Origin of the sequence: Massilioclostridium coli (assembly GCF_900095865.1) — a bacterium.
GTDB lineage: Bacteria > Bacillota > Clostridia > Oscillospirales > Ruminococcaceae > Massilioclostridium > Massilioclostridium facile.
Genome location: NZ_FMIZ01000007.1, coordinates 331,755 through 358,733, shown reverse-complemented (window position 1 = coordinate 358,733; position 26,979 = coordinate 331,755). Strand labels below are relative to the sequence as shown.

Annotated in this window: 35 protein-coding genes and 1 pseudogene; 2 read left to right on the top strand and 34 right to left on the bottom strand. The window is 43.3% G+C overall.

The features are described 5' to 3' along the window. Positions 1-34: 34 nt before the first annotated feature. From BQ2683_RS13220 to BQ2683_RS07080, 5 genes are all read right to left on the bottom strand, one after another. Positions 35-166 carry an LPXTG cell wall anchor domain-containing protein gene (locus BQ2683_RS13220; protein WP_141720194.1) on the bottom strand — a complete coding sequence of 44 codons (132 nt, stop codon included), beginning with the start codon at positions 164-166 and terminating at the stop codon, positions 35-37. A gap of 3 nt (positions 167-169) precedes the next feature. After that, entirely contained in the window at positions 170-2,185 is a 2,016-nt protein-coding gene (locus BQ2683_RS07095; RefSeq protein WP_069988316.1) for an FtsX-like permease family protein, read from the bottom strand. Further along, the gene (locus tag BQ2683_RS07090; protein WP_069988315.1) at positions 2,172-2,942 is read right to left on the bottom strand and encodes an ABC transporter ATP-binding protein; all 771 of its coding nucleotides are present in this window, start codon (positions 2,940-2,942) and stop codon (positions 2,172-2,174) included. Before BQ2683_RS07090 ends, BQ2683_RS07095 begins: the two co-directional genes overlap by 14 nt. Positions 2,943-3,068: 126 nt before the next feature. Further along, the gene (locus BQ2683_RS07085; RefSeq protein WP_069988314.1) at positions 3,069-4,085 is read right to left on the bottom strand and encodes a sensor histidine kinase; all 1,017 of its coding nucleotides are present in this window, start codon (positions 4,083-4,085) and stop codon (positions 3,069-3,071) included. Beyond that, complete coding sequence (locus tag BQ2683_RS07080; RefSeq protein WP_069988313.1) at positions 4,082-4,744, bottom strand: response regulator transcription factor; 663 nt, start codon at positions 4,742-4,744, stop codon at positions 4,082-4,084. The genes BQ2683_RS07085 and BQ2683_RS07080 overlap by 4 nt, the downstream gene beginning before the upstream one ends. Before the next feature lie 317 nt (positions 4,745-5,061). Here BQ2683_RS07080 and BQ2683_RS07075 point away from each other — a divergent pair, with 317 nt between their 5' ends. Beyond that, positions 5,062-6,309 carry an IS110 family RNA-guided transposase gene (locus tag BQ2683_RS07075; protein ID WP_069988312.1) on the top strand — a complete coding sequence of 416 codons (1,248 nt, stop codon included), beginning with the start codon at positions 5,062-5,064 and terminating at the stop codon, positions 6,307-6,309. A 134-nt stretch (positions 6,310-6,443) separates the two neighbouring features. Here the strand turns inward: BQ2683_RS07075 and BQ2683_RS07070 are convergent, their stop codons facing one another. From BQ2683_RS07070 to BQ2683_RS06980, 21 genes and pseudogenes are all read right to left on the bottom strand, one after another. Beyond that, entirely contained in the window at positions 6,444-7,799 is a 1,356-nt protein-coding gene (locus BQ2683_RS07070) for a sensor histidine kinase (protein WP_069988311.1), read from the bottom strand. Then, a complete protein-coding gene (locus BQ2683_RS07065; protein WP_069988310.1) occupies positions 7,790-8,449 on the bottom strand; it encodes a response regulator transcription factor in 660 nt (219 codons plus the stop codon). The genes BQ2683_RS07070 and BQ2683_RS07065 overlap by 10 nt, the downstream gene beginning before the upstream one ends. A 17-nt stretch (positions 8,450-8,466) precedes the next feature. Continuing rightward, positions 8,467-8,832 carry a YccF domain-containing protein gene (locus BQ2683_RS07060; protein WP_069988309.1) on the bottom strand — a complete coding sequence of 122 codons (366 nt, stop codon included), beginning with the start codon at positions 8,830-8,832 and terminating at the stop codon, positions 8,467-8,469. A 17-nt stretch (positions 8,833-8,849) separates the two neighbouring features. Beyond that, positions 8,850-9,596: a lantibiotic immunity ABC transporter MutG family permease subunit gene (locus BQ2683_RS07055; protein ID WP_069988308.1), complete on the bottom strand. Its 747-nt coding sequence runs from the start codon at positions 9,594-9,596 to the stop codon at positions 8,850-8,852. Continuing rightward, positions 9,589-10,320 (bottom strand): lantibiotic immunity ABC transporter MutE/EpiE family permease subunit, encoded by a 732-nt coding sequence (locus BQ2683_RS07050; RefSeq protein ID WP_069988307.1) that lies wholly within the window; start codon positions 10,318-10,320, stop codon positions 9,589-9,591. Before BQ2683_RS07050 ends, BQ2683_RS07055 begins: the two co-directional genes overlap by 8 nt. Before the next feature lie 3 nt (positions 10,321-10,323). Further along, positions 10,324-11,025 (bottom strand): lantibiotic protection ABC transporter ATP-binding protein, encoded by a 702-nt coding sequence (locus tag BQ2683_RS07045; RefSeq protein WP_069988306.1) that lies wholly within the window; start codon positions 11,023-11,025, stop codon positions 10,324-10,326. A 233-nt stretch (positions 11,026-11,258) separates the two neighbouring features. Further along, positions 11,259-12,152 (bottom strand): hypothetical protein, encoded by an 894-nt coding sequence (locus BQ2683_RS07040; protein WP_420806771.1) that lies wholly within the window; start codon positions 12,150-12,152, stop codon positions 11,259-11,261. Positions 12,153-12,362: 210 nt separating this feature from the next. Next, entirely contained in the window at positions 12,363-14,180 is a 1,818-nt protein-coding gene (gene ltrA, locus BQ2683_RS07035; RefSeq protein WP_002610947.1) for a group II intron reverse transcriptase/maturase, read from the bottom strand. A 171-nt stretch (positions 14,181-14,351) separates the two neighbouring features. Beyond that, positions 14,352-14,609, bottom strand: a complete 258-nt coding sequence (locus BQ2683_RS13215; protein ID WP_147625741.1) for a hypothetical protein — start codon at positions 14,607-14,609, stop codon at positions 14,352-14,354. A gap of 124 nt (positions 14,610-14,733) precedes the next feature. Beyond that, positions 14,734-15,114, bottom strand: a pseudogene (locus tag BQ2683_RS07030) (relaxase/mobilization nuclease domain-containing protein); the annotation flags it as partial. A 74-nt stretch (positions 15,115-15,188) separates the two neighbouring features. Continuing rightward, entirely contained in the window at positions 15,189-15,587 is a 399-nt protein-coding gene (locus tag BQ2683_RS07025) for a hypothetical protein (RefSeq protein WP_069988303.1), read from the bottom strand. A gap of 80 nt (positions 15,588-15,667) precedes the next feature. Beyond that, positions 15,668-16,012, bottom strand: a complete 345-nt coding sequence (locus BQ2683_RS07020; protein ID WP_069988302.1) for a plasmid mobilization protein — start codon at positions 16,010-16,012, stop codon at positions 15,668-15,670. Beyond that, the gene (locus BQ2683_RS07015) at positions 16,009-16,716 is read right to left on the bottom strand and encodes a hypothetical protein (RefSeq protein WP_069988301.1); all 708 of its coding nucleotides are present in this window, start codon (positions 16,714-16,716) and stop codon (positions 16,009-16,011) included. Before BQ2683_RS07015 ends, BQ2683_RS07020 begins: the two co-directional genes overlap by 4 nt. A 3-nt stretch (positions 16,717-16,719) precedes the next feature. Next, positions 16,720-17,649 carry a DUF4316 domain-containing protein gene (locus BQ2683_RS07010; protein WP_069988300.1) on the bottom strand — a complete coding sequence of 310 codons (930 nt, stop codon included), beginning with the start codon at positions 17,647-17,649 and terminating at the stop codon, positions 16,720-16,722. 13 nt (positions 17,650-17,662) lie between these two features. Beyond that, entirely contained in the window at positions 17,663-18,289 is a 627-nt protein-coding gene (locus BQ2683_RS07005; protein WP_069988299.1) for a hypothetical protein, read from the bottom strand. 148 nt (positions 18,290-18,437) lie between these two features. Next, entirely contained in the window at positions 18,438-18,812 is a 375-nt protein-coding gene (locus tag BQ2683_RS07000) for a cysteine-rich VLP protein (protein WP_069988298.1), read from the bottom strand. Continuing rightward, positions 18,809-20,917: a DNA topoisomerase 3 gene (locus BQ2683_RS06995; protein WP_069988297.1), complete on the bottom strand. Its 2,109-nt coding sequence runs from the start codon at positions 20,915-20,917 to the stop codon at positions 18,809-18,811. The genes BQ2683_RS07000 and BQ2683_RS06995 overlap by 4 nt, the downstream gene beginning before the upstream one ends. Beyond that, positions 20,914-21,048, bottom strand: coding sequence for a DUF3789 domain-containing protein (locus BQ2683_RS12895; RefSeq protein ID WP_076939141.1), 135 nt, complete (start codon positions 21,046-21,048; stop codon positions 20,914-20,916). Before BQ2683_RS12895 ends, BQ2683_RS06995 begins: the two co-directional genes overlap by 4 nt. Before the next feature lie 152 nt (positions 21,049-21,200). After that, positions 21,201-21,407: a glycine zipper 2TM domain-containing protein gene (locus BQ2683_RS06990; RefSeq protein WP_069988296.1), complete on the bottom strand. Its 207-nt coding sequence runs from the start codon at positions 21,405-21,407 to the stop codon at positions 21,201-21,203. 34 nt (positions 21,408-21,441) lie between these two features. Further along, complete coding sequence (locus tag BQ2683_RS06985; RefSeq protein ID WP_069988295.1) at positions 21,442-22,359, bottom strand: BRO family protein; 918 nt, start codon at positions 22,357-22,359, stop codon at positions 21,442-21,444. A 153-nt stretch (positions 22,360-22,512) separates the two neighbouring features. Further along, on the bottom strand, positions 22,513-22,989 hold the full coding sequence (locus tag BQ2683_RS06980) for an SLOG family protein (protein ID WP_235843898.1): 477 nt from the start codon (positions 22,987-22,989) through the stop codon (positions 22,513-22,515). 146 nt (positions 22,990-23,135) lie between these two features. Between BQ2683_RS06980 and BQ2683_RS06975 the strand changes: the two genes are divergently transcribed. After that, positions 23,136-23,450, top strand: coding sequence for a helix-turn-helix domain-containing protein (locus BQ2683_RS06975; RefSeq protein WP_069989474.1), 315 nt, complete (start codon positions 23,136-23,138; stop codon positions 23,448-23,450). Positions 23,451-23,520: 70 nt separating this feature from the next. Here the strand turns inward: BQ2683_RS06975 and BQ2683_RS06970 are convergent, their stop codons facing one another. From BQ2683_RS06970 to BQ2683_RS06935, 8 genes are all read right to left on the bottom strand, one after another. After that, positions 23,521-23,940, bottom strand: coding sequence for a dUTP diphosphatase (locus BQ2683_RS06970; protein ID WP_476703388.1), 420 nt, complete (start codon positions 23,938-23,940; stop codon positions 23,521-23,523). Beyond that, positions 23,931-24,659, bottom strand: coding sequence for an FAD-dependent thymidylate synthase (locus BQ2683_RS06965; RefSeq protein ID WP_476703387.1), 729 nt, complete (start codon positions 24,657-24,659; stop codon positions 23,931-23,933). Before BQ2683_RS06965 ends, BQ2683_RS06970 begins: the two co-directional genes overlap by 10 nt. 25 nt (positions 24,660-24,684) lie before the next feature. Further along, on the bottom strand, positions 24,685-25,020 hold the full coding sequence (locus tag BQ2683_RS06960; protein WP_235843897.1) for a hypothetical protein: 336 nt from the start codon (positions 25,018-25,020) through the stop codon (positions 24,685-24,687). Between the two features lie 71 nt (positions 25,021-25,091). Then, positions 25,092-25,304, bottom strand: coding sequence for a DUF3791 domain-containing protein (locus tag BQ2683_RS06955; protein ID WP_069988292.1), 213 nt, complete (start codon positions 25,302-25,304; stop codon positions 25,092-25,094). A 2-nt stretch (positions 25,305-25,306) separates the two neighbouring features. Further along, entirely contained in the window at positions 25,307-25,546 is a 240-nt protein-coding gene (locus BQ2683_RS06950; protein WP_069988291.1) for a hypothetical protein, read from the bottom strand. Next, on the bottom strand, positions 25,546-26,037 hold the full coding sequence (locus BQ2683_RS06945) for a DUF3990 domain-containing protein (protein WP_069988290.1): 492 nt from the start codon (positions 26,035-26,037) through the stop codon (positions 25,546-25,548). The genes BQ2683_RS06950 and BQ2683_RS06945 overlap by 1 nt, the downstream gene beginning before the upstream one ends. Further along, positions 26,034-26,336: a DUF6788 family protein gene (locus BQ2683_RS06940; RefSeq protein ID WP_069988289.1), complete on the bottom strand. Its 303-nt coding sequence runs from the start codon at positions 26,334-26,336 to the stop codon at positions 26,034-26,036. The genes BQ2683_RS06945 and BQ2683_RS06940 overlap by 4 nt, the downstream gene beginning before the upstream one ends. Positions 26,337-26,446: 110 nt before the next feature. Beyond that, positions 26,447-26,929, bottom strand: coding sequence for a hypothetical protein (locus BQ2683_RS06935; RefSeq protein ID WP_069988288.1), 483 nt, complete (start codon positions 26,927-26,929; stop codon positions 26,447-26,449). Between the last annotated feature and the right edge of the window lie 50 nt (positions 26,930-26,979).

The following is a 26,979-nucleotide window of genomic DNA, read 5'->3' as shown; positions in this document are numbered from 1 at the left end:
TTTTACTGTTGCCGTTGTATGGCTAATTTTAGGACTATTTTTTCCTTTTCTTCACAATATAGACGATTACAGCAACCACGATAATTACTGCAGCCACACCAATCAATGGAAGCCATGTATCTACTATACTTTGAAATACAGCATCCCAATTTATATTCTTTGGCATTGTTTACACCTCCAAATTTTTTTGTTCTGAAACCATTCGTTTACAAGACAGATATGTTACAAGAAAATAGCTTCCATAAATAACAAGAAAAAGAATCACCGTAAGTACAATGTTTGTTGAGATATGGATATTCATAAAATTTTCAACAAGTTCCATTGCTTTACTCATTAGTAAAGCAGAGTAGGCTCCCGCAACAAGTAAAGGAATTCCAAAAAATAACACTGTTTGGATAAAAAGATTCTTGTTGATTTGTCCGCGATTTGCTCCAAGTTTTTGAAGCAGTCCATACCTATAAATGTTATCGGTTGTTTCTGTAAGCTGTTTTAAAGCTAAAAGTGCCGCACAGATTAGTAAAAATACCAAGCCAATATAACAGCAAAGAAAACTTACAAGAGCATTAACTCCATAAAACATATCATACATCATGTTCTTTTCTGAATACCGATACCCATGTGTTTCATCCAATCCTATCGGTATCATCTGTTGCAGAATTTTATCAGGATTTGTATCTGATTTGTATTGTACTAATAAAACATTAACCTCTTTTTTGAGTGCAGTTACAACACGATCAGGAACAATTAAAGTTCCTCTGTCATTGTTTCCAACAGAAGTCATCATATAGGTTTCCTGCAAAGGTTCATTTGATGCTCGTTCTAAATTGGTTCCTCTTATAGTGATTTCCGGGTGATTTTGCAACGCCGCTAGAATATACTGATAAGTTCCTTCATAATTGCAGTTTATCAAATATTTTCCATCATCTAAATCAATAGGTTTTATTCCCTGCATCGACAACGCCCGATTAAAATCAGAAACAGATACAACAGATACCGCTATAGCTGGAATGCTTTCATCAATTTTCCAAAGGTTAACTTTCTGCCCTTTAAATAAATCAGCATAGGTAATGTCGGCTTCGTAAACACTGATTTGTTCCATATTCTTCGCATAATCAGCTATTGGTATATTGCAGGAAGTAAGATAATCCTGAATACTAGTATCTCCATCAATTTCTACATTAGAAGTTACATTCAAATCATAGGGTGTCGAAGCCTGTGCCAGTTCATTCATAGTGATAGCTGTGCTACCGCCGATTGATACCGCACTAATTGTAACAGTGAGCAATATGCAGATAACAGTCATGATAAAATAATTTGTCCGGAGTTTACTTCCAATCTGGCGTACCAGAAAAGTGTTTAATCCTTTTAAGTAAAACCATTTTCTGGCTTTGGCTGCCTTCATAAAAATAGCAGACAGTGAATAGAACAACAGAAATGTGCCAATAATTAAAGCCCCTCCTGCAATTTGAAAGGATATATTCTCTCGTGAGGGCATAATGCCGTTCTTTTGAAACAATATACCAGAAATCACAATACAAACCAATGATAGTATGAATAAAACAACTGGTACAATATGTCTGTCCGTATTGATGTCCTCATTCTTACGGTTTGCGGTCAATAAATCAATCAATTTTACACTAGATACAGACCGAACATTGAAAAGCATTACAATAACAAAAATAATAGCAAAACAAAGAACTGTCTGCTTAAATGCACTGGCTGAAAACACAAGCTGAAATTTATTCAAATTGACTGCAAAAAGTTTCAATGATATTAGCGAAATCACTTGTGAAAAGACAATGCCTAAAAGTAGACCGATAAGCAGCGCAATCACACCAACGCACAAGGTTTCACCTGCAAAAATGCGAGAAATACGGCCCTTTTTCATACCGAGCATCATATAAATGCCTAATTCTTTTTTTCGCCGTTTCAAAAGAAACTGATTAGCATAAATAATTAGAAATGCCAATACGATTGCAATCACCATAGAAAGCGCAGAAATCATAACACCCAGTTGTTCGTATAAAAGGGTGCGTGTCATTCCCATTTCTGAAAAAAACGGTTGATTGGAAATGGAATTAAACGCATAGAATAAACTGACCGAAAGTGTCAAAGTAAGAAAGTAAATCAAATAATCCTTAATATTTTTGTGGACATTTTTGAGAACCAACTTAAAAAAGGTCATTCTGCTCACCTCCCAAGACGGAAACCACCTCCAAAATCTTCGCAAAAAATTCTTTGCGTGTATCCGTCCCACGGTGTAATTCATTAAACACCTTCCCATCTTTAATAAATAGAATGCGGTGGCAATAGCTTGCGGAAAATGCGTCATGGGTAACCATGAGAATCGTTGCAGCAAGACTCTCATTCAACTCGGTGAGCATGGTAAGTAGCATTCGGGAAGAATTGGAATCCAACGCTCCAGTCGGTTCATCAGCCAATACCAACGCTGGATTCGTCACCATTGCTCTCGCAGCGGCCACACGCTGCTGCTGTCCGCCGGACATTTGATAGGGATATTTGTTCAGAACTTCTTGAATATTCAGTGCTTCGGCAATTTGAGGAACACGCTTTTGAATTTCAGATGGTTTTGTCCCAGAGATAGACAAGGCCAGAGAGATGTTTTCATAAGCCGTCAGCGTATCCAAAAGGTTGAAATCCTGAAATATAAATCCCAGTTTCTTTCCCCGGAAATCGGCAAGCTGCGAACCATGCAGTGTTGTAATATCTTTTTCCTCTACATAAATACGGCCGCTAGTAACGGTATCAACCGTGGAAATGCAGTTGAGCAACGTGGTTTTTCCGGAACCGGAAGAACCCATAATACCAAGAAATTCACCCTTGCGCACAGAAAAAGAAACATGGTCAATGGCTTTTGTCAGATTTCCTTTATTGCCATAAAACTTTTGAATGTCATCCACCCGTAAAATTGTATCATCCATTATTCGTCTCCTTTCTCAAAAGCATTTTACTTTTGTGTTTTTTAGTTTATCACAGAGGATTTTATGCTGCCATTATATCAGATTACATTTACATTACCAGAATGTAAGGTTTGAAAAAGGCGGGGTTCACACCCCCGCCTCCTGCAAATAACTCTCCGTTGGAAAAGACATAGTTATGGTGGTTCCCTGTCCGAGAACGCTAGAAACAGAGAGATATATATTCATTTTTCTGCATAGCTTTTGACTTAAATACAATCCGATTCCGGTTGATTTGGAGCAATGGCGTCCATTATATCCGGTAAAGCCTTTATCGAAAATACGGGGTAAATCCGCTGCTAAAATACCAATACCGTTGTCCGAAATCGTGAGAATTACAGCATTTTTCTCCTTTTGACCGGAAAAAACAATTTGCAGGCTGTCTTTCCGGTATTTGATAGCATTTGAAATAATTTGCCCAATCACAAAGGTACAGCTTTTGCTGTCAGCAAAAACTGGAATGTCTAATCTGCAAAATACCGGTTTCCCGCCCGCCTGAATCAAAGGCTTGGAATAATTTTTTAATGCTGCATTTACAAGGATCTGCAGCGTAGTTTTTTCAACCTTGAAATCTTTTTCAACATCTGTGCTACGAGCATAATAAAGCACCTGTTCCACATAGGTGTCTATTTTGCGGAGTTCATCATCAATTCGTAATGTTGTAGGATTTTTTTCATTCTCAATCATCAGTCGCGCCAAAGTAATAGGTGTTTTGATCTCATGCACCCATGAATCAATGTATTCACGATATTCACGGTTGGCCTGCTTTGCGTCAGAAATCTGGTCGTTCTGATATTTATTGCAACGCCTCAAAATATCCACCAGAATCTGTCCTTCTAAAAAATGTGGTTGTGTTAAAAATTCTCCCAATAGAGTCTTTTCATCTACCTGTTTCATCATTTTATATAGCAAATTATAGTAGCTGCGTTTGCGAAAAAAATCATATACCAGCAAAACAATAAAGGTTATAACAACGATAGCTTCTGCCAACAAGATAAAAACTACTGGAATATCAATCAGCCAGAGCAGGCCAAACAGCAAGAGAGCTGCCACCAACATACAGATCAATGAAAAAAAGCAATCCAAAATATATGCTGTAAACTTCATACGCAATACCCTAATCCACGTTTGGTTTCCAGATAATCCGGCAGTCCTATTTCAACAAGCGTTTTCCGCAGACGAACAATATTCACATTCAAAGTGTTTTCGTCTATAAATTCCTCACTTTGCCATAACTCGTCAATAATAGCGTCACGGGGAATGATATTCCCTTTATTCACCATGAGCAGACGTAAGATTCCCATTTCATTTTTGGTGAGCGTTTTCTTCTGTCCGTTATAACTGATTTCTGCTTTCAGCAGGTTTAAGGCTAAACCCTTATGGATGAGAATCATATTGTTCTGCACTTCGGAGGTTCGCGCCAGAAGTTTTTGTATGCGCGCCAACAAAACCTGTGCATTATAGGGCTTTGAGATAAAATCATCAGCTCCAATATTCAGGCTCATTAGTTCATCAAAATCGCTGGTTCTGCTAGTAAGCACGATAATGGGAATATTCGATTGTTGACGGATTTCTCTGCACACTTGAAATCCGTCCTGATAGGGCAGATTGATGTCTACCAATATGAGCTCCGCCCCCGATGACAACGCACATTCTGTAATATTGTGAAAATCCTCGCTACTGCGGCACTGGTATCCATATTTTTCGAGAAACTGAGTAAGCTCCTCACGGATAGCCGGTTCATCTTCTATAATAAATATTTTCATGTTTATATCCATTCCTTTCGCTTCGCTCAGGCACAAAACGTAATGAAAATGTTTCCCTGAGCCTATTTTTTCTTTATAATTCTTCTTGTAGGGAACTCGGTATACTACAAATCACGAGGAGGTGAGTGGGCTGTCCGGTTTGTCGGATGACCGTATGTTTATATGTGTAGACTGTCTTCTCAGGCACAAATAAGTGTGACACCAAGCACGAAATCTTATCTCTGTTTAAACAACTTCGTTTATGGCTTAGACAGTCAGTCAATTCCGTCTCTCCCTATAATCTTTAGCGAACCGCTCCGGTTCTGAAAGGAGTCCCTATGGCTTTAAAAATCGTGTACAAAATCTGTTGTGGCATTGATGTCCACAAGACTTTTGTAGTCGCCTGCATTGCTTCTACTAACAAGCAGGGCGTTACCTCTTACGAGCGCCACCGTTTTTCTACCTACACGAAGGGTCTGAAAAATTTGTTACAATGGCTGCTCGACCGGAATTGCAAGGATGTCTGCATGGAATCTACTGGTAAATACTGGATTCCTGTTTATAACATTCTCGAAAAAGATTGTTCCATTGTCCTTGCTCATCCAAAGTATGTTAAGGCTATCCGTGGAAAGAAAACTGACAAGAAAGATGCCAAATGGATTGCTGACCTGTTTAAGCATGACCTTGTTGCCGGTAGCTTTATGCCTCCCGCTGACATCCGCCAGCTTCGTGACCTTATGCGTTACCGTTTCAAACTGACCTGCTTCAAATCAAGCGAAAAGAATCGTTTGCAGAACTGTCTCACGGTTTCCAATATCCAGTTGGGAAACGTTGTTTCGGACACCTTCGGCAAATCTGCTCAGGCAATACTGGATAAGATTTTAGAAAACCCTGAAGATACTTCCTTTGACCTTGAACCCCTTGTTTTCAAAAGTTTGAAAAAGAAGCTTCCCGAACTGCGTGATGCCATTGACGGCTATATCACACCGGAACAGGTGGGAAAACTCAAGGTGATCAAAGCTCATTATGAAAGCCTTGAATCCCGGAAAGCAGAGCTTGAAGAACTCATTCTTGCGCTCGCCGCTCCCTATCAGCAGGAACTTGCCATTCTTCAAACCGCTCCTGGTATCCGCAGTGACTTCACTGCCATCGGAATTATTTCCGAAATCGGTACCAATATGGAGGCTTTTCCTTCGGCGAAACACTTATGCTCATGGGCTGGTCTTACTCCGACCAGCAATGAAAGCGCAGGGAAGAAAAAATCTGTCCGGGTTTCCAAAGCCGGATGCTATATCAAGCCGCTTTTAGTACAGTGCGCAAACGCTGTTGTGAAAAGCTCAAAGCATCCTGAAATGCGTAACCGTTATCTCCGTCTCAAAAAGCGTCGCGGTCACAAGAAAGCAATCATTGCCATAGCAAGAATGCTTCTTACCGCATTATACCACATGTTAAAGAACGGTGAAAACTATAATGCAGAACTTTACAGGAAATCAGACCTGCCTCCAGTTGACCGTGAAATTACGGTAGAACAGGCAATCCTTATCGTAAGAAATCAGGGTTATAAAATCAAGTCAGCAACCGCATAACCTTAACTTCTCAATATTCAATTTTTAAAGCAGCCACCGAAAGATGGCTTATTTATCATGTGCTTAAGGTAATGGATACCCTCTACTTCTCATTTTCAATCTTTCCCCCTTTGTATAATATAAAAGCCCTTTTATTAAATTGGTATTTCCAGCGTGACCTTTGCACCGCCTGTTAACTTATCGTTGCTCAAAAGAAGTTCTCCCTTGTGCTTTTGAGCAACAGAAGCGGCTACATACAAGCCGATTCCGTAATGGGATTTTGAACTGCGGCTTTCATCCTCCATAAAAAATTGCTCCGTTCCATGTCGCAAAGTCTCATCAGAAAAACCTTTGCCTGTATCGGTAATCACAAAAGAAAGCATTTCTCTATTTTCCGATACATCGAATTTAATTTCTCCGCCCTGCGGCGTGTGTTCAACAGCGTTCGACAGCACATTCATCAGTGCCCGAATCAGAAAATCGTGATCAGCCGAAATCGTGGCGGTGTTCTGCCTGCAATCCCAACGGAGCGAAATATTGTTTACCGCGCATAAACCGTTGATCTGGTTCTTTATTTCCTGTAAAAACGAATCCAGATCAATGCTTTGAAAATTCAGCCGGGTACTTTCCCATGACTTCGTAACCTCAATCAAGGTTTGCACATAGTTTTGCATCTGCATAGCGCTGTTTTCAATATAATCCGCACATTCTTTTTGTTCTTCTGAAAGAGGAAGATCTAAAAGTAGTTCCGTATTGCCTCGGATAATAGTCAGCGGCGTTTTTAAATCATGCGCCAATGCGGAAAGCTGTTCCTGCCGCATTTTGTCATCCTGCCACTGCTTGGCAAGAGACTGTTTGAGTGCCAGCTTCATGTGGTCGAAGGCGTCCAGCACACGATCAATTTCCACAATCTTGGTTTTACCAACGGTAAAGTCTAAATCCTGCTGCTCTATCCTGTGAGCGGCAGTTAATAATGTATCCATTCTTCTTCCGAGATACTTTCCAAACAGATAGGAAACCACTGCCAGAAAAAACAGGATTTCCAAAAGGACAATGACAATCAAGAGTATATCCACAGACGGGATAATATGCCGCAGCGTGGGATTGGCAAACTCCGCCGCTGTGTGGTATTGTAAAACAAGCACTTCGTTTTTGCGGTCAATCACGGTGTAAAGATGCGACTTATCGCTTGCCTGACTGTTTTCAATACACAATTTCCAAACGGCGGCACTATCCTCACGGCTGATTGAGCCGCCCTTATACTGTCCGTCCGTCTGGAACAATATATACTCGCAAAAAGGTGGAATATCCTCTTTGTCAACCATTTCGGTTGTTTGAAGCTGCCCTTTTGCGCTCTCTATGGCGACGCTCTTACTGTTCAGCGGATAAATTATATCCGTGTCAACACAAAGGATATAGACACCAATATTTACCCCGATTACTAGCAGAACAGCAAAAATAAGGACAAGTACATACCGTAGGAATACAGAATGCAATTTCTTCACACCCATTTGTATCCTACCCCCCAAACCGTTTCGATAGGAGCCAAACGACAGGTCGCCAGCTTCGCACGGATATTCTTTATATGGGTAGAAATAACCGAGCTATCGCTTTCACCGTCATACCCGAAAACTGCTTCATAAATTTGTTCTCTTGTAAAGGTCTGCCCGTGATGAAGCGCAAGATACTCACAGATTTCATATTCACTTTTGGTAAACGGCAACTTTTGCCCCCCGGCTTCGGCTTCTTTCGCATTTAGCTGAAACACAACGCCAGAAAGGGAAAAGGCATTTTTCTTTTCCCTCGTATCCCGCCGCAGGTGAGCATTGATCCTTGCTCGCAGTTCTGCCATGCCAAAAGGCTTGGTGATATAGTCGTCCGCTCCGATCCCCAATCCCTGTACAATATCATTTTCCTGCGTTTTCGCCGTCAGGAACAGAATGGGGCAATCTACACGGGAACGGATTTGACGGCAAAGGTCAAACCCGTCCAATCCCGGCATCATAATGTCCAGCAAAATCAAATCAAAGTTTAAAAAATTCATAGTTGGAACGGTAGTGGCATCGGAAACCAGAGTACTGATATGACCGTCTTTTTCCAATACCCTCCGAATAAGCTGAAGCATTGCCGGTTCGTCATCCACTACTAGAATACGCGCCATCTCAATCCCTCCCTTCTTTATGTATGAATAATAACAGCACCAAACGGTGACAGCGCCAGCTTTGCAATCTTAAAACATTGAAGACCAAATGGTATCCCAATAATCGTACAACACAGCAGCAGTCCGTTCAAAAACGCTCCTATGGCTAACAGAATCCCGCTGAATATCATCCAAAGGAAATTAGCCAGCACAGAAAATGTGCTACCTCTGTACTGTATTTCTTTACCGAATGGGAAAAAAGCAAGAGATGCCAGCTTGAAGCATTGTCGCCCAATAGGAATACCGATTATAGTGATACTCCATAATACACCGGCAAGCACCCACGAAAAACCCTGCCACAATCCGCAGCATAAAAACCAGATAGCGTTTCCCAAGCATCCCATAAGGCTCACCTCCTATATTATTCTGTGTACATACCACTATATCTTTTAAACCAAGCAATCATCCCTATTATTATAACATAGGTGCAAAGTATACAAAAGAAAATACCGAACTGTATTTCGGTCATTCCTGCCACCGGAATATGAAACAGCCATGCCAATGCACTTTCAGAAAAACGGATACACCAGCCGTAAGGAATGACATACCAGATTCCCGTGCCGAGCCCGGTCTGAAGCAAAGCAGACAGCAGGCTCCCCACAGCCCCAACGCTGACTCCAAGGTTTCGTCCGAATCGAAAGGCTAAAATCGTATGAAAGCCGTACAGCGGGATATTGCTGGTCCAAAGTACGAGAGGGATCACAATGAAAAATCCCATCGGTACATTTGAGCCGGTAATAAAGGGAAAAAGAGTCCCGAAAATTGCGGTGCTTATCACAATCGCTATGAATCCCGATAAAATCAGCCATGTAAATTTGGAAACAATGGTTTTTACCCTGTTGGGTTGTGTGAGCATATTTTGAAAATGCCCCGCCCGCATTTCCTGATCGGCGGCAATTTGACAGACAATCGAAATCACAAAGGGATAAGCGATGGCGAGAATCTGTGCAAAAGCCACTAGCTTATTCAAGTCACTGCTACCGGAAATTCTGGCATAGAGCAGCATGAAGGAAGCGCCGCAAACAGGAAACAGCAGATGAAGCAGGAAAAATCTAGTGTGCTGCAGTTTATACCAATCACTTTTCAAATAACGGAAATACTCAATCATGTTTCTGCACACCTCTCAAAAAAAGCCGGGAACCAATCCAAAGCATTACTGCGGCCAACATTAAACTAACCAGCATCGCGGGAAGAATCGTGCTCGTGTCCAAAAGCGGAGAGCCGCTTTCAAGGGATACACCGTTGGGGTGCATTTTGAAAAACGGGCAGACCACTCGTGCCGGTATTGCATACGGATCAAGGAAGAACCAGCTTTTTTCCGCCCATGCAGACGAAAGAAGCAGATTAGCACCCACGGACAGAATCACCGCCGGAAGATAGCCCATAAAGCTAGCAAGCAACATGATAAACGGAATCTGCCACAGATAGGTCAGGAACAACAGCATACAGCCGATGAAACCGTCTAAGGGAGAAACCGCCATATTCGCTGCAAATCCTACGGCGGTTGTTATTAGCCATAAAAAGAGGTTTGACACAAATATCAATAAAGTGAGGGCGAGGCATTTTCCGATCCATACTTTCGTAAAAGGAACCGGCAGACAGACAATATTCTGCATACCGCTATTCCTTTCCCGGACAATCATGTTGGCAGACAGCATAGAAACGAGAATAGGCAGTATAATTGTGTACCACCAGTTGTATGCCGAAAGCTGCGCATAGCTTCCGCTCAAAATATATCCAAGCAACAGCGTTGTCAAGGGCGCAAAAAGAATGAGTTTCATGGCAAAAGTGTGTTGCATTTTCAAAAGTTCCGATCTTACCATTCCAAACATAATTTATTTTCCCTCCTGACTACTTCCAACTACTTTCATAAAGATGTCCTCTAAATTGGCGTCCTTATAGATTTTCGCTTCGTAGCCTAATTTTCCGTTTGCCAGAATTCCTATGTGGTCGGCAATCTGTTCAACTTCCGACAGAATATGGCTAGATAAAATCACGGTGATTCCCTGTTCCGGGAAAGAGCGGATCAGTTCCCGCAAATCCTGAATCCCAATAGGATCTAATCCATTGGTCGGTTCATCGAGTATCAGAAGCTTCGGCTGCGCAAGTAGCGCAAGGGCAATGCCAAGGCGCTGTTTCATGCCGAGAGAAAAATTCTTTGCCTTTTTTCTTCCGGTATTCTGGAGCTGCACTACATCGAGAACCTCATAGATTCGGCTTTCCGGCAATCCCAAAGCTAACGTTTTGGCTTTCAGATTTTCGTAAGCTGAAAGGTTTTCATACAATGGCGGTGTTTCAATCAGCGCACCGATTTGAAGTAAGTCCTTTCGGCTCCATGCGTGTCCGTCAAACAAAATCTCACCGGATGTCGGACGCAAAATTCCGGTAATCATTTTTAAAATGGTCGATTTTCCAGCACCATTGGGGCCTAACAGACCATAAACGGAATTACGTTTAATATTCAGTGATACACCATCGACCGCCATCTGTCCTTTGAAGTTTTTACACAGGTCAGTTGTTTGTAAAATAAAGTCCATATTCTCAAATCCTTTCTTTATGTTATAAGGATATGATAAACTTTAAATTTAAAGATTTTATGGAGAATTAAAATAAAAATTAAATAGGATTGTTCCCCAATTTATAAAATCATTACCTTAGATAACAACTATGCTTCATTAGAGACGCTGAAAAAGCACAAATTTCATCATGTTGGTTTATCTCTTTTTTAATATGTTCATTTATACTGCCTTTTTTACAGCAGCGCACATTTTTAATATTCTTTTTCAATTTGATGTTTATCAGGACCTCCCAATAAATAGTCAATGTTAGCTTTCACATTCTGCAGTTCCCGCATTTCAGTCCGTACCTGCTTATATTCCGTATAGGCTTTTCGCTTCTCCTGCAAAACAGAAGCATATTCTTCACGGAGCATTTTTACGGTAGGCAGTTTTTCTACCTTTAAGCTGTCAAAATATTTCTTTGCCGCCTGATGGATCAAAATATCGGCCTCATGCTCGGTCCGGAACTTCTTGCTGTATCCGGCCTTTCGATATTCCATATAGACCATTCTGGTTTTGGAATAGTCGACGATCTGTTTTTGAAGTTCGCCGTTATCACTCAACTGTTTTTCCATACTCTTGATCCGATCAGACAGCTCATTGAATCGGAAAACAGCAGCCGAAGTCTTTTGCTCCAAATCCGAATAGCTCATATTGCCGTGTTCCTTTAAATAGCTGACCGCCTGAGCAAGCTGTTTTAGATTGAATACCTTAGCCCAACGCTCATATCCAGGACCTTTACCAGCTCTTACCGCGGCTTCAATATCAATCAGCATCCTTACATTACCGGTAGGGGAACGGGAGGGAAAAGGCGTATAGTTTCCGCTGATCCGGTCACGTATTGCCTGTTCGGTATAGTCGCCTTTTAAAGTGTTGCAGCGTGTAGCTTTCTTCTGTCCGGGAACACAAAAGCTGATACTTCTACCGCGCCGGATAACAGCAACACCGTTTTCCTCCATCATCCGAAGAAATTCATCAAAAGTGGAAGGCGATTTTTCCAGTACCAAGTCAATCGTCTGCTTGATCTGCTTCTGAAAAGAGCTGACTGCCTTACTGCCGGAAAGCCAATTCCCGTAATGTCCGCGGCTCGGCTTGGGATCTTCCACGATGGAAAGCCCGTGTTCCAGGCACAATTTATCACTGATACGCCGTACCGCCCAGGAGGAGCCCCAAAAGTTTCGGAACTTTCTTTTACAGTCTAAGTTTGTCGAATTGAGTAGGCTAAGTACCCAGCGCCTTGCCGCATTGCTGCGGTAGGTTTCCGGACACTCGCCCCCGAACCGGACTTACAACTCTCGCTGTATCCGGCTCTCCATTCATTCACAGTCTGCACTGTGTATTTTAGTGTGACAGCTTTCACAGACTACCAGTGTTTTCCGGTTAATCTTTTTCATAAAAGCTGCCCACGGTTGACTTTCATCCAGCTCTTTCAGCGTTCTTACCTGGTGCATCACCAACACTGAAGTTTCTTTTCCACACCATTCACACCGATTTGCTTTCAATCGTGCGCCAAGACTGGGCTTCTTCAGAATGCCTTTTGGCTTATGGATAATATCCGCTTCTTTTCCCAGAGGATAGGGGTCTCTGGCAAGACTGCCTTGCCACAGTAGTCGAATACGCTCCTTGCCATGTTTGTCCTGAAATTTCACACCGATGTCTTTGCCGATACGATACTGAACAATGATTTTGCGCTTTGTTGTGCGGTATTTACAGGCCAGAGTTTTGTAAAAGCTGTACTCCATGATATAGCGGAACTTGTGTAGCTTGGAGCGATTGTTTGCAATCGCATAATAGTTACAGAATCCTCGTATCTCGCCGTTGTACTGGTCAAGAATACTCAGGTCCGTTCGCCCGACAAGTTTTCCGCGATGGGTGGGCTGCCAAATCTCTGTTCCATTGCGAACATCGATTCTCATGGCTCCCAGTTCCAGCAGCTTCTTCTGAATGGCGGAAGTTGGGACTTCCAGCATGACATGGCCGCTGTAATTTCTGGCCGTAGAACCACTTTTGGTTTTCTTGGTGTGATTGCTCTGCGGTGTAACCCTGATTTCAAATCCTAAGAATTTTGCCCGGTCTGTCGCTTTGGTTACCAGCGTCTTTTCGTCCGACAGTTCCAATTTCAACTGTCCGGCGATATATGTGCCGATTTCCTGTTTCACAGCCTGTGCATCCTCTTTGGCTCCGATGATACCGATAAGAAAGTCATCAGCGTAGCGGACATATTGCAGTCTGCGGAAGTTTTCGTCCATAGGGTCTTTACAGGGGATGGACTTGTGAACCTTGTCCAGTTCCCAGATGCTTTCCAGTAAGGACTGCTTTTCTTCCTCAGTTTTTGCCTTTGCCAGCTTTCTTTTGAGTCGGATTCTCTTATCGCTCAGCTTGCGGTATTCCACATTGACGGCTCGCTTGTTCCCACGGTCAAACCGTTTCTTAAACTCTGCCATATATTTGTCGAACTGGTCGAGATAGATATTGGCGAGAATAGGACTAATGATGCCGCCCTGTGGCGTGCCGCTGTAGCTTTGATGCACTTGGTTATCTTCCATATATCCCGCATTAAGAAATTTACGGATAAGGCGCAGGAAGCGTTCATCTTTGATTCTCTTGCGGAGGATGCCAATCATGACATTATGGTCGATATTGTCAAAGAAGCCTTTAATGTCTCCCTCCACAAACCATTTGCACCGTGTAAAGCGATTTTGAATCATTCTCAAGGCTGTGTGACAGCTTTTATTGGGTCGAAAGCCGTGGGAGGTGTCCTCAAAGCTGTTTTCATAGATGGATTCCAACAGCATACGGACAACTTCCTGTACCAGCTTGTCGTCAATGGACGGGATGCCCAGAGGACGGAGTTTTCCATTCTTTTTGGGAATATATGTCCGTCTGGACGGCTTGGGCTGGTAAGATTCGTCTTTCAGGGCTGCAATAAGCCTGTCAACTCTTTCAAGGCTCATTGCGTCAATGGTTTTCCCGTCTGTGCCTGCGGTCATGTTTCCCTGACTGGCATAGATATTTTGATACGCCTGTAAGAAAAATTCCCGGTTGAACAGATTGCGGTACAATCTGTCATAGACATAGCCGGATTGAGCTGAATGCTCTTGCAGACTGTTCAATACATTTTCTGGATTTCTCATAGTGCCTCACGCACCTTCCTTTCTTTTGCATTGAATCGAATGAACTGCCGCCCTTCGCCATGTGCGTGCCATTAACACGCTCGGACTACTACGGCGGCTCCGTTGCCATATTGGATTTTCAGGGCCTGCACCCATAGCTCTTGCGAGCATTCCAACTTAGGCAATCCCCATTTAGTAACAGAGTAAAAAGCTGTGTTCATTGTCGGATACGGTTTTCGTCCTTTTATGCTGATACATACGGGCTGCACATCGGTTTCGCTCCTGCCAGTCATCTTTTCTGGCGGAGATGCACAGCGCAGCGGATATAGCTGTCTTCCGCTGCGACCACCACAAATGTCCCTCGGACTGCCGTTCAACCAGTGTAGGCTTTATCCTCATATGAACTTTGGTCTTGCTGCTCAGTCGTGGCATGACAACTTGCCAACTCACAGCGTTACGGTCGTGCTATTGTCCCCTTTGGGTTTCCCCATCCAGGTTAGCCGTTGACCACAGGCATGAAACCTCACGCCTGCCGCTTGCTAAGCGGATTTACTCTGCCCCTTATGGGCGCACTAATGATGTGATTATGGACATGGTGCTTATCTATATGTGTACAGACCAGGAAAGCATTGTTTCCTTTTGTCAGTTTCATAGCGAGTTCACGCCCGATCTGATTCGCTTTTTCCGGTGTAACCTCTCCGGGTTTAAATGCCTGTCTCAAATGATAAGCAATCACATCATCGAAACCGCGATTTCTTCCGGTCAAACGGGAATACTGCTGTTTGGACAGAACAAACTCCGCGTCAACAGTACGGGTATCACATTCATATCCGTAAATAAACTTCCCATAGTCGGTTTTCTGCGGATTCTCGGTATAGTCAATAATATCAGCAATCGCAGTAGATACCGTTCTGCCTTTTCCGATATGCAAAGGCATAAGTCTGGTAGTCGCCATCATTCATCACCTCGCTTTCCAAGATACAAAAAAAGAAGGTCCACCTTAAAACGGTGGACCGCAAAATCTGTTCTTTATGCTGTTTTATCCCGCGCCCACAAGTGCAGTCCCAAAACCAAAGCAGCGCCAAGCGCCCATACCGCATAAGTCCAAGCCATATTCTTATCGGTAAATTCATAAGCCATCGTAGCAAAAACGAATCCCCAAAAGACTGACAAAGTAAGACCAATGATCCAGAACCCCGGACGGGTATGCTGTAAAAAGAGAAGCACGATCAGAAGGATAATTCCAATCCCGACAGCCATTGCCGGGTGGACACCAAGGAGACCTTGCGAAAGGAATCCTGCTAAAACGGCCAGCGCAATACTGTCAAATACAATGATATTTCCAAAAAACAATCCGATGATCGTAACAATCAAACCGATAATGATACCGATCAGCAGTTCAAGCCCGACGGCTAGCAAAACACTCATACATCCGCCTCCTTAAAAATATTTTCTATATATGAATTGTACCGTGCCGGTATAGGAAAAAGCAACGGCATTTTTTTAATTTATGGAATGTTTGTAAGTCCGTCCAGCAGCAGGTCGGCAACTTTCCAAAGTTCTTCCAACCGCTCATGGAGATCCTCAATATCCGCCGCATAGATATTTCCTGTTTCGTGGGCTTTTCTCGTGTATTGGTTCAAGTTATTGGAACAGGCCCGCAGCAGTTTTATCAGCTCCCGTACATCGGAAAGATCCAGATTTAAAATATAACCGTCCAATGCCATTTTACGGAGATAAACAGAAAGATTGCTTATGCCGGTCTGCTCCATACGCTCTTTCAGCAGACACAGTTCCCGATCGGATACCAAAAAGTGAAGTTGGATCGTTTTCTTTTCCTTTGGCGGTTTCATCGGTCCGGCTGCTCCTTTATCGCAGATTTGGAAGAAGGGGAACGGACAGCAGGAGCAGTTTCCTTTAAGTACCTGGTAAGAGAAATTTTTTCTCCCGTCATTATTTTATCAGCATGTTTTTCAAAATCTCCCGTTATAAATTTCTGCCTGTTCATTTTCTCTTTTTGAAGAATATCCTTTAACAGCAGCGGATCTTCCGGCTCCAGGCGGAAAGTTTCTGCCTTGCCGAATCTTGCATGTATGGAAAGGCTGTTATTTTTATAATCCGTATAAGAAAATTTCATCGGTTCACTTTGGCCTTCAAAACGGATCGAGACAGAAGCGGCATTTTGCGCGGCACATTCCAAATGCTTTGTAACTTCGCGGTAATCCTGCGTATAGAGGTTTCCCATAATATGACCTTCCGCTGACATACCGGTGATCTCCACCGCATAGGAAAGGATCGTATCACGGCTGTCCTTATAATACTGCCAGGTGTGAAAGGCTTGCGAATCACGGATAAAAAGATCCCGCTCCATGAAACACCATGTACCGGAAGGTCGCGACATCCAGTAGAGAACCGGCTTATTTGCAGCCGGCGCCTGGGCGATATGCTGAAAGGTTCCTACATCAAAATCAAAATCTGATTGATAGTGCTTCGTGTTTTTCTCCATTACAGAGCGCAGACATTTTTCTATATCGACATTTTCAAATTTTAGGTCCAACTGTTAAAACCCCCTTTCCGGTGGATCGGGCTGAAAAAGAGAACTTCTTTTTTCTGTTTTCGCCTCTTTTAATTTTTCCATAATGGACGGCTTTTGATTACTCAACGTTTCCGGCGCCAGTTCTTTGATTTCTTCATAGGTCTGTCCGTCTGTCAGATCCGCACGGGCAGGAGGAGCATTGTTCACAATGCCATCAATCATATTATAGTTTCCCTTTTCGCCTTCCAAGTCCAGTTCCGCATTGCGAAGATAATTTTCCGGGTTCTGAAACGGTTTCCCGGCAAACAGGATTTCCCTGGATATATCGAATTGCTTCAATACACCGTCCTTTAAACAGGCAAATTCCTGATATTGCTCCATCGTAAGACCTCTGCTTAGCATATCTTCCTGAGAATGAGCCCACCCCTCACCATAGAGAAAATAATACATATCCGTCCGGTCAGTGATGAAATACAGGGAACTATCCCGGTTATCGTAGTATCCGATCTGATTGGACTGCTCATAGTAATTTTCTTCCTTACCAAGATAGATCCTGTTATCGGCTCCCAACATTGCGATCATTCCGGCATAATTGCTATGGACAGCAGAACGGATCTCTACCAGCGGATCCGGTTCGGAGGCAATCTGTCTGCCGGTAATTTCATTCTGTTTTTCCGCCGCGTCATTTCGCGGGGTATGATCCGCATGAGCAAGGGCGTCCATATCCGGCTGTTTGGAGACCATTTTTACAGCATTGGGTTCCGGTTCTTTTTCTTTGGCATAGTAATGGGTATTCATTGTGGCAAATATTCTATTTAGTTTCTCCGCATAATTTTTGGCATCCAGCAAGGTTTCAAACTCCAATGGCCTGCCGTTATCTTTACACCATGCCTGATCGGCGCCAAAAATGGACGATGCACTTCGCACGGCCCATACACCATACACTTTTTCCATTTGTATTTCCTCCTTACCGTTCCTGTTGTTTGCAGGGTTTTTCAGCCTTTTCCGGCTGTTCTTTTGGTTTGCTTTTCAACTGCTGCCGTACAGAAGCAGCCGGTTCCTTTACCTGCTCTGTTGAAGTGATATTGACATATTCTCCGATAATGCAGAGCGCTTCCTGGTAACTGCCTGAATCATATACACGTTCACACATTTCTTTTGCCTGTTTCTGCATCCCATGACTTTTTAATGTCCGGGAAGCAATACCGGTCAGATTGAAGATATTTCCGTCCTGACCGATCAAAGGGCAGTCCGGCTTCCTGTTTTCTTCTAAGAACCCTCCAAGCCGGTTCGGAACAAAATCAGACAGCCATGTTCCGCCAAAAATATGATGTGTCTGTAAACGCCACATAGCAAATCGCCCTATTTCCAGCTTTACATCATCAAAAGGGAATAAAAGACATTCCAGATCACCATAAGAAAAAGAGAAAACCTCATTAAACTTTGTTCCTTCCAGCAAAATGTCGCTTTGTGTGAGCAGATCATTCATCCCGTCCACCCATTCCTCCGGTTTACCGCCGCACCCTTGCAGCACAAGACCTTCCTTTTCACACATCCCGCGAAGATCATCCGTTGTAATACGCTTTATTTCCAAATTTTAACCTCCTTCATTCCAGTTGATTTTGTCCGCAACTTATCCGTAGTTTCGTAAGCAGACATAGAAATATATAGCCTACATTCAAACTGACTCCCCAAAGCCTTATAAAACAAGGCCCTGTTTGGATAAGTTGCAGACATATCAGCTATTTTTTTTGCCGTATCCTGCGCTTGCGCATTTTATCTGCTTCCCGCCTGGCCCACGACCGGCAGCTCTCCGAACAATATGCCTGGCTGGTCTTAGGAAGATAAAATTTCCCACAGACAGGACACTGTTTCTGACGCTGAGAAGTATCATTTCCGGTCAGTCTTGCTTCCAGCGATATATCTATGGGAAGGACAGCTTTAGCGAAATAACAGCACAGAGAACCGGTCCACCATTTCTGCAGCATATAACAGGGGCAGTCCAAAGGAAGGCACAGTTTTTCCCGTTCGTCATAATTGGCGCAAAACTTTGTTACCAGCCTTCGGATCGAAGCACGTTCGGATCTTGTCAGTTCACGGGCACATGCCCGGCTCATTTTGATTTCCTCCGCGTCTTAGAAAACTCCAGCTTGAAATTCACATACTTATCTCCGGTATCCTCCATAATTACCATTGCATCATAAGTTTTTCCGGTTTTTTCACTGTAAAGCCCGGAAATAAAAATACGGCCCTCCTTTAAGAGTGCCGCTGCAACCGTCTTTGTGATTGATTTTTTCTTCGTAGTGAAAAAGTGATTGTCTTTCCAAAGCGCAAAAGAGCAGGATGGATTCTCACAGAAAAATCCTTTTTTCCCTTCATAAACAGGATTTCCACAGCGGGGACAAAGCCCGATAACTTTGCGCTCAGCCGATCCGCTTTTTACAAATAAGGAAGCATAAGCCGGATCCGCAGTATGATTTTGTTTTACAAGTTCTTTCGTCAGAGAAAAAATACCGTCCATAAAAGAATCTGCGGATAACTCGCCGCGCTCTACCTGCTTTAGTTTGGATTCCCATTCCGCAGTAAGAGCGGGGGATTTGATTACATCAGGAAGCACCGCGATCAGATGAAAACCTTTCTCAGAAGGCAAAAGCTGTTTTTTCTTACGTTCTGCAAAACCGGAAGCAACCAGTTTTTCTAAAATCGCTGCACGGGTGGCAGAAGTACCAAGACCTTTGCGCTCTGCGTCCTCCGGCATATCCTCTGAACCGGCTGTTTCCATTGCCGCAAGAAGGGAATCCTCTGTATAGTGTTTTGGGGGAGAAGTCTTTCCCTCCCGGATACCTGCAGTAACAGAAGAAAACACCTGTCCTTCTTTTAATTCCGGCAAGCATACGGCAGAATCTTCATCCTCCTGTGTATCTTTCTGTTTCAGACCTGAACGAAAAGCACGTTCAATGCCTTTCCATCCATCCTGCAAAACCGTTTTTCCTTTTGCGGTAAATACATGAGATTCTGATTCCAAAGTAGCTGTGACTGCTTCAAAACAATGAGGCTGAGCAGTAGCGCACAGCAGACGGGCAGCAAGAAGAAGCAGCACGTCTTTTTCTCCGGCCGGAAGGGAAGAAAGGTCTGTATGAGCAATCTCCACGGTTGGAAGTATTGCATGGTGGTCTGTAACCTTGCTGTTATTGATGATCCGTTCCAGTTCCGGCGCCGTATTGCTGCCATCTGAAAACGGCATATTCTGCCACAGCCAAAGAGTGAGAGAACCGACGGTTGCCTGCATATCTTCGGTAATGTACTGGCTGTCCGTTCTCGGATAGGTTGCCAGCTTTTTCTCATACAGACTTTGCAGATAATCAAGTGTCTGCTGCGCGGTAAATCCATACAGACGGTTACATTCCCTTTGTAAAGTCGTCAGGTCATATAAGCGGGGAGGATATACGGTCTTTTTTTGATGTTCCACCTTTTTCACCACAGCAGATTTTCCGTCACAATCTTTCTGTACCTCCTGTGCCTTTTGTATCTCACTGAATTTTTCACCGGAAGCGGTAAAGCCGCCGCAGGTAATTTCCGGGATATAGAAAGGGGTACTCTGAAATGACTTTATATCCAATTCACGCTGAACCAAAAGGGCGAGCGTAGGCGTCATTACACGCCCGACATTTAAAGTGCCTCCATAAAGAACGGAAAAAAGCCGCGTCGCATTGATCCCCACGATCCAATCCGCCCCGGCTCTGCATAAAGCCGAAGCATAAAGCAAGTCATAATCTTCACCCGGCCGCAGGTGCTCAAAGCCATCCCGGATAGCGGCATCCTCCATAGAGCTGATCCAAAGCCTGTAAATCGGCTTTTTACACTTTGCATAGTTATAGACCAATCGGAAGATTAACTCACCTTCACGCCCAGCATCCGTAGCGCATACCACAGCTTCAATGTTGGAATCATTCATCAGTTCCCGAAGAATACGGAATTGCTTTTTCTTATCGCTGCTGATTTCATATTTCCATACTGCCGGGAGAATAGGAAGATCCTCATATCGCCATTTGGCATACTGTTCCCCATAGGATTCCGGCTGAGCCAACTCAATCAAATGACCGACACACCAGGAAACAAGCCAGCCGTTCCCGGATAAATAACCGTCCTTTCGTTCTGTCGCCCCTAAAACCGCAGCCAAAGACTGGGCGACACTGGGCTTTTCAGCAATTACTAATTTCATTCATCTGCACCCCTTTCTATTTCTGAAAAATCTTTATCCGCCTGCTTACCAGCCTGTAACAGACACATGATCGTGACGCCGGTTATCGCCCCAAGCGAGAAAGTTAAAAAATGTGTTACAGCATTCCACATAAGATCGCCTCCTTTTTAAATTTGGGTATCAAAAAAACACGAAAGACGAAATCTCTCGTGTTTATCTGCAAAAGAAAAGCCGCAGACAAACATCTGCGACTTTAAAACATAGTATTTATTTTTACAAACTGTTATTTAACTAACAAACAAACTCATTTTTTGCTCATTAAACACTTTTTAAATATCCAACTTACAGTAGCTCCAATAAGCAAACCTATAATTGCTGTTGTTGAATTACCATTTAAAGTGCCTACCGCAAATCCTACAACAGCACCTACATACCAAGTACTAACAAGCTTAGCTAATGTTAAAGAATCTTCTTCGTCATTTTTATTTTCATTATGATGTTCTTTGTTCACTTATTCGTCACCTCATCTGAAAATTCCAATTTGTCTAATTCTTATTATTTTCTTCCGTATCAACAGAATCAGGTACTTCAACTTCCTGTTTTGATTGTTCCGATACTTCCGCGACTCCTTCAATCATATCCACTACGACAGAATTAAGCTCCGCAGCATTTCTAGAGGTAATGACTGCTTTGCCGGTTTCCGCTTCAAGGGCTTGTCTGGCAATCCCTGCGATCTTACCGCCACGCTTCGCCACTTTCTGATTTTCCGCAAATGTCTCCGGTTTTTCCACCTTGGAAATATCCGTAGTAGAAGTTTCTGCCAGCATATTCAAAACAAGTTCTGTAGTCGTCATATTATCACGAAGATTTTCTTTGGTTAACCCTTTCAGCCTTTTATACTGACGGGTAGTCATGCCGGACCATGCACGGGTAATTTCATCTGTCAGAATCGCAAATTCAATCCCTGCCTGAACGCCCCTGTCTTTCCATTCATCTGTCAGCTCTTTACGAACCTGGATTGCCTGTAAGCGCTGGTTGATCCACTCGCGGGTATATCCTTTTTTTGCATAAGTTTCTAATGCCCGTTCAATCGTCAGTTCAGGATCGATTGTTTCCTCGACACGCTCCCTGCCGACTTCGGCAAGCCACATTTTCAAAGGTTCCGCCTTTGGGGAAGGAATTGACTGTATGATACGGAAAAGCTGCTCCAGATTTGCAACATCGGTCATACGTCGTTTGCCGTCCGCAGCCACCATCTTCAAACCGTGACAATTTGTCACGGTTTCATTTCCTTCCTCTTTCAGACGTTGTTTTAACTTACGCCAGTAGGCAGAAGCATCTTTACTTTCTGTCAGTACCGATACCACATCCACAATGGAAAAATACCATTCTTCCTGTTCTTCATCCCATGCGGTACGGATCTTTTTATCTTCAAATATCTGGACTGCATTATCTTTATCCATATGTATCTTCCTTTCCTTACCGTATCATTTGATAAAAAGGGATTCCTTCAGCATAAATCCCGATTCCGAATGTCTGTCTTATAAGGAAATTTTATCACAAAGATATGAACATATCTACCGACAATCTTCCAGAACCATCCAAGAAAAGGACCATTACTGTATCATAAGACCGACCGGAATTTCCCTCAATTCTTTCCGTTTGCTGTGTGCCAGCCGGATCGTTGCTACTGTGCCGCCGGTTTCCCGTCCGTCATAGACTGCGATCACGCGATTGGACCGATCCACCATGTAGCGGTTGCGCTTCATATAAACATTGGAAGCCAGCTTTTCACTGACAATCTCTACATGACAGCAATTTTCCAGCATGGCTTTTGTATCCTCTGCCTTCATCAGCTTTATATACCGGTTGCGGTATGGAATCGCCGCCTCCAACTGTACTGCCTCATGTTCTTTCTGTTTCTCCAAAACGATCTCTGCAAATAAAAGGTCTGTTCCTTCCGCAAAGCCGGATATGAAATAGGTAAAACCATCCCGGATTGCTTTTTCCACTTCCCGTATAAGACCCTGCCGCACTTGTTCAGTCAGGGATTCGGGTATGTCACGATGACCGGTTACACAACAAATTTTCACGATTTCCACCTCATTGCTAAATTAAAACTATCATATTTCTAATTTTAAAAGCTACAATTCTTTAAGTCAAGCAAAACACCCTTTTAAACCTTTCGGATAGAAAATATCTGTAAGGTACAATCTATTACAGAAGGGTGGTGTGCATGATGTATGAAGATTTTTTCCCACAAAGACTGGCACAGCTTAGAATGAAAAAGGGTATCTCCGCAAGAGATATGTCGTTATCCATCGGACAGGCAAACAATTACATCAATTCCATAGAGAATAAGAAAACCATGCCTTCCATGCAGTCCTTTTTCTATATCTGTGAGTTTTTAAATATCACGCCGCAGGAATTTTTTGATGAAGAAAATAAGAACCCCGAAGAACTCAAAGCGTTCATCGAGGAAGCAAAAAAACTGGACGATACATCATTGAACTATATCCTGGGTATTATGAAAAAAATCAATGATAAGAAGTAGAGCGGTCAGCCGATTGAAGCTGGCCGCTTTAATCTTTTATCAGTATTCCCCAAAAGGATAGAGATTACCCTTATTTTCCCGTACTGCCAAAAGCGCCGGTTCCTCTGGCTTCTCCAAATTCAAGGACAAACTCGGCAATAATTACCGGCATAATGACAAGCTGGCCGATCCGGGAGCCTTTGGAAAGCTGCTGTTTTTGGCTGCCTACATTGCTGACGATTGCATGGATCTGTCCGCGATACCCGGAATCAACAGGCGGCAGTTCGCATACGATCCCCTTAGCCGCAAGGCTGCTTCTTGGGAAAATATATCCCGCATACCCGTCCGGTAGTTCCAGACCAAAGCCTAAAGGGATTTTGGCGACTTCTCCGGGATTTACGGTACAGTCAAAAGGCAGATACACATCAGCGCCCGCGTCATTATCATGGGAGCGGAAGGGAAGATGTTCCTTAGGCAGTCCAAAATCAAGAATCTTTATCTTCAAGGGCATCCTCCTTTCCCAATTCCGGGAAAGTCCTGCAAAAGAAGCTCTGACGGCAGCATATCTTTTGGAACAGGCTGCGTGCAGGACATCTTTTTTTCTTTGCAGCAATCCCTCTGACAGAAAGGACCGGTCTGCTCCGGTGAAAATAGCTGAGGACTCAAATGATACAGGTCATCCCATATTTTTAAGAGTACATACCGGGTTTCCTCTGTATTGCGCCTGCATACCCGCTGTCCGATCATGTGTTTCCACTGATAGGGCGTTGCACTGATAATCAGGATATTGCGAAGGCTCTGCAATGCCAGATAACCGGCTGAATCATTGGAAATCCCCATTGTTTCCAGCTTTTCATAAGCGCTCATTGCTTCCCGGCAGCTTTTCAGATAGAAGTCACGGATTGACGGATCGGCTGTTAAAACCTCATAGGGAACCACAAAGTCCGCATGACCGGCATAATCACTGTACTGCAAAGACGCGCTCATAAATTTAGTCTCATTTTGGTGCCGGGTAATCTGTGCCAGGAAACGTCTGCTGGCGCCGACCACAGCTACGGTGATAACCGCAAATTTCTGTACGGCAGGGTGTGGAAGGGAGCTGATAGTTCTAACCGTTTCCCCGGTATAAGATTTTTGATATAACTCCATAAGATCCTTCATTGACTGGATCTTATGCCCCCGCTGTGTCAGTCTGGCAGTAAATACCATATTTTTTTCTGCTTCCTCCACAGCATAACAGTTTAATACACATGTTTCAATTCGATTGATGGTCGTTTTCCTCCTTTACAATAGCTTTTAATAAAAATAAGTAGTTCAAAGTATCTGTGATTTTTTCATTCCAGACCTCCGTTTCAAAAGAAGCCTCCTGCGAAAAACACATATCATAAATAGAAATGATATGCTTTGCCATCATACCGGCAAGTGCCCGCTGTGGGGTGCTTCCCTGAATGACCGCAGCCGTCTTAAAAGCGCTGAGGCGGTCCGGGTTATCCCCGGTATATTCTTTTGCCTTGCGGTTTAACAGGCGGTCACATTCTCTGACCTGCTCCTGAAAAATGCGATGAAATTCTTTTTGATCGATATACGACACCTCCTTTTAGACATAGAAAAACCCGCTTGTTTAAAACAAACGGGTTAAATAAGCGGATATTGTAATCTGTTTTATGCCATTGCCTGCTGACGTGCCTCAATATACAGGTCAATATCTTCTACGATATAATGATCTCCGGTCGTATGCAGCGCCTCAAAACAAGAGTAAATATAATCCCATACATTGTACTTGGAAAACAGCTCACTGACTTGTTTTCCGGTCAGGTGTTTCGCGGATTTATATTTTTCAATACAGTACGCTAAAAAATTTCCTTCTTTGCTCATAATCATACCTCCTCCGGGATTGTGAAATCTCCGGTCCTTTTTTCCTCGTCAAACATATTGAATAAGGTCAAAGGGCTGAAATGCCACAGTTTTGTATCTTCCTGCTCCAACAGGGCATAAACCTTTGAAGCATAAAACTCTTTATATGCCGTAACTTCATCATAAGGGTAGTTTTCCGTAATCAAATTTACGGTCTTTGGCACGATCAAGGTCAGCATAGCTTCAAATTTCTTTTCATCCATCACCATTCCACCTCCGGTAAAGTTCCTGCAAATTTGAGATAACCCAACGCCTTTTCAGAACCTACGACCAACTGATTATACAGCTTCTTGATCTTTAACGCTTCCAATGTCTGTTCCTTTGTCAGAACACCGGATGTATAGAGGGTAAAGGTTGTATAAACGTCATCGTTTGCAACAGGGCCATAAACAAAATCATATTCCGGGCCTTCATAATTGCCGGATCTGTTATCCGATACAAAATCCAGCCACGATTCATCTGCGGATTCAAAGCGGAGCACCGAACATTCCGAAAAGGCTTTCTGTTCGTCAATCTCATAGACATTGACGATCTTTCCGCCTTCCTTGCGTCTGCGGTACACCTTTTCCGCAAAAGAGACCGCCTGTTTTTTATTGGTAGTCGTATAGAAGCCAAACCCAAAATCCAGAAAGCGGTTCTGCTTAATCAGTTTCGGCTCGGAAACCACCACATTACTTCCGTGATATAAGATCATATCTTTCCCTCCAATACTTTTTTTGCAAGTTTCTGTTCTTCTGTCAGGGATTGGATCATTGCCTCCACATGACGCCGCTTTTCAATCTGTCCGCGTATGGATTCAACATCATTTTTCCCAATATATTTTGACACTACTTTTTTGCCATCCCGGTATTTTAAGTAGCAGTAGGTATTCCCGTTGACTTTCTTTTCAGAGATCGTACCTTTGGGAAGTCCTGCCAGCATTTCCCGGTATTTTTCCAGCATATAATCGATCCGCTGTTTTTCTTTTTTTACGGTACTGATAATTAAGCTCATTGTTCTCACCCATCTATATTATACCCAACATTTCAAGAAATATCAACATAGTGTGGGGTAAGGTGAGAAAAATATATCCCGTACCTTATGTATGATTTCAGACTGACTCTTTAGGCACTCGGCAGATAGATCCAGTCACGCATTAAGCATACGCTCGGTTCATCTTCCTTTGGAACAAGATGGTAGGTACACGCACTGTAAACAGTACGTTTATCTTCAATCTCCATACCATACGCTTTAAAGAAGCGGTATTCCAGATTGCCGATCACACAGCACAGCATTTGCAGAGCTTCCCGCTGAGCAGTAATGATACATTCCCGGTCAATACTTCTTTTTAAAGAGAGCAGCGCTTTGTAAAGCTGTACTTCTGTGCGGTAAGGGCGTTCACAGCGGTGGTCCAGCCACCCGCAGAAGGCCACAGGACCGCTTTCCACCACATGGACCTCCGGGTGATGAAAGCCGTAACTGTCCAGATTTGCAGTATTTAAAAGATAGAGCATTTCCTTTAGCTTAGCGCTCGGCATATCATAAAACCGCAGCATGGAACGGTACAAATGAACATAGCCGGAAATAGGAACAATTCGATTTACCATATATATCCTCCATAAGATAAGGCACGGAAGTTGTAAGCCTCCGTGCCTGT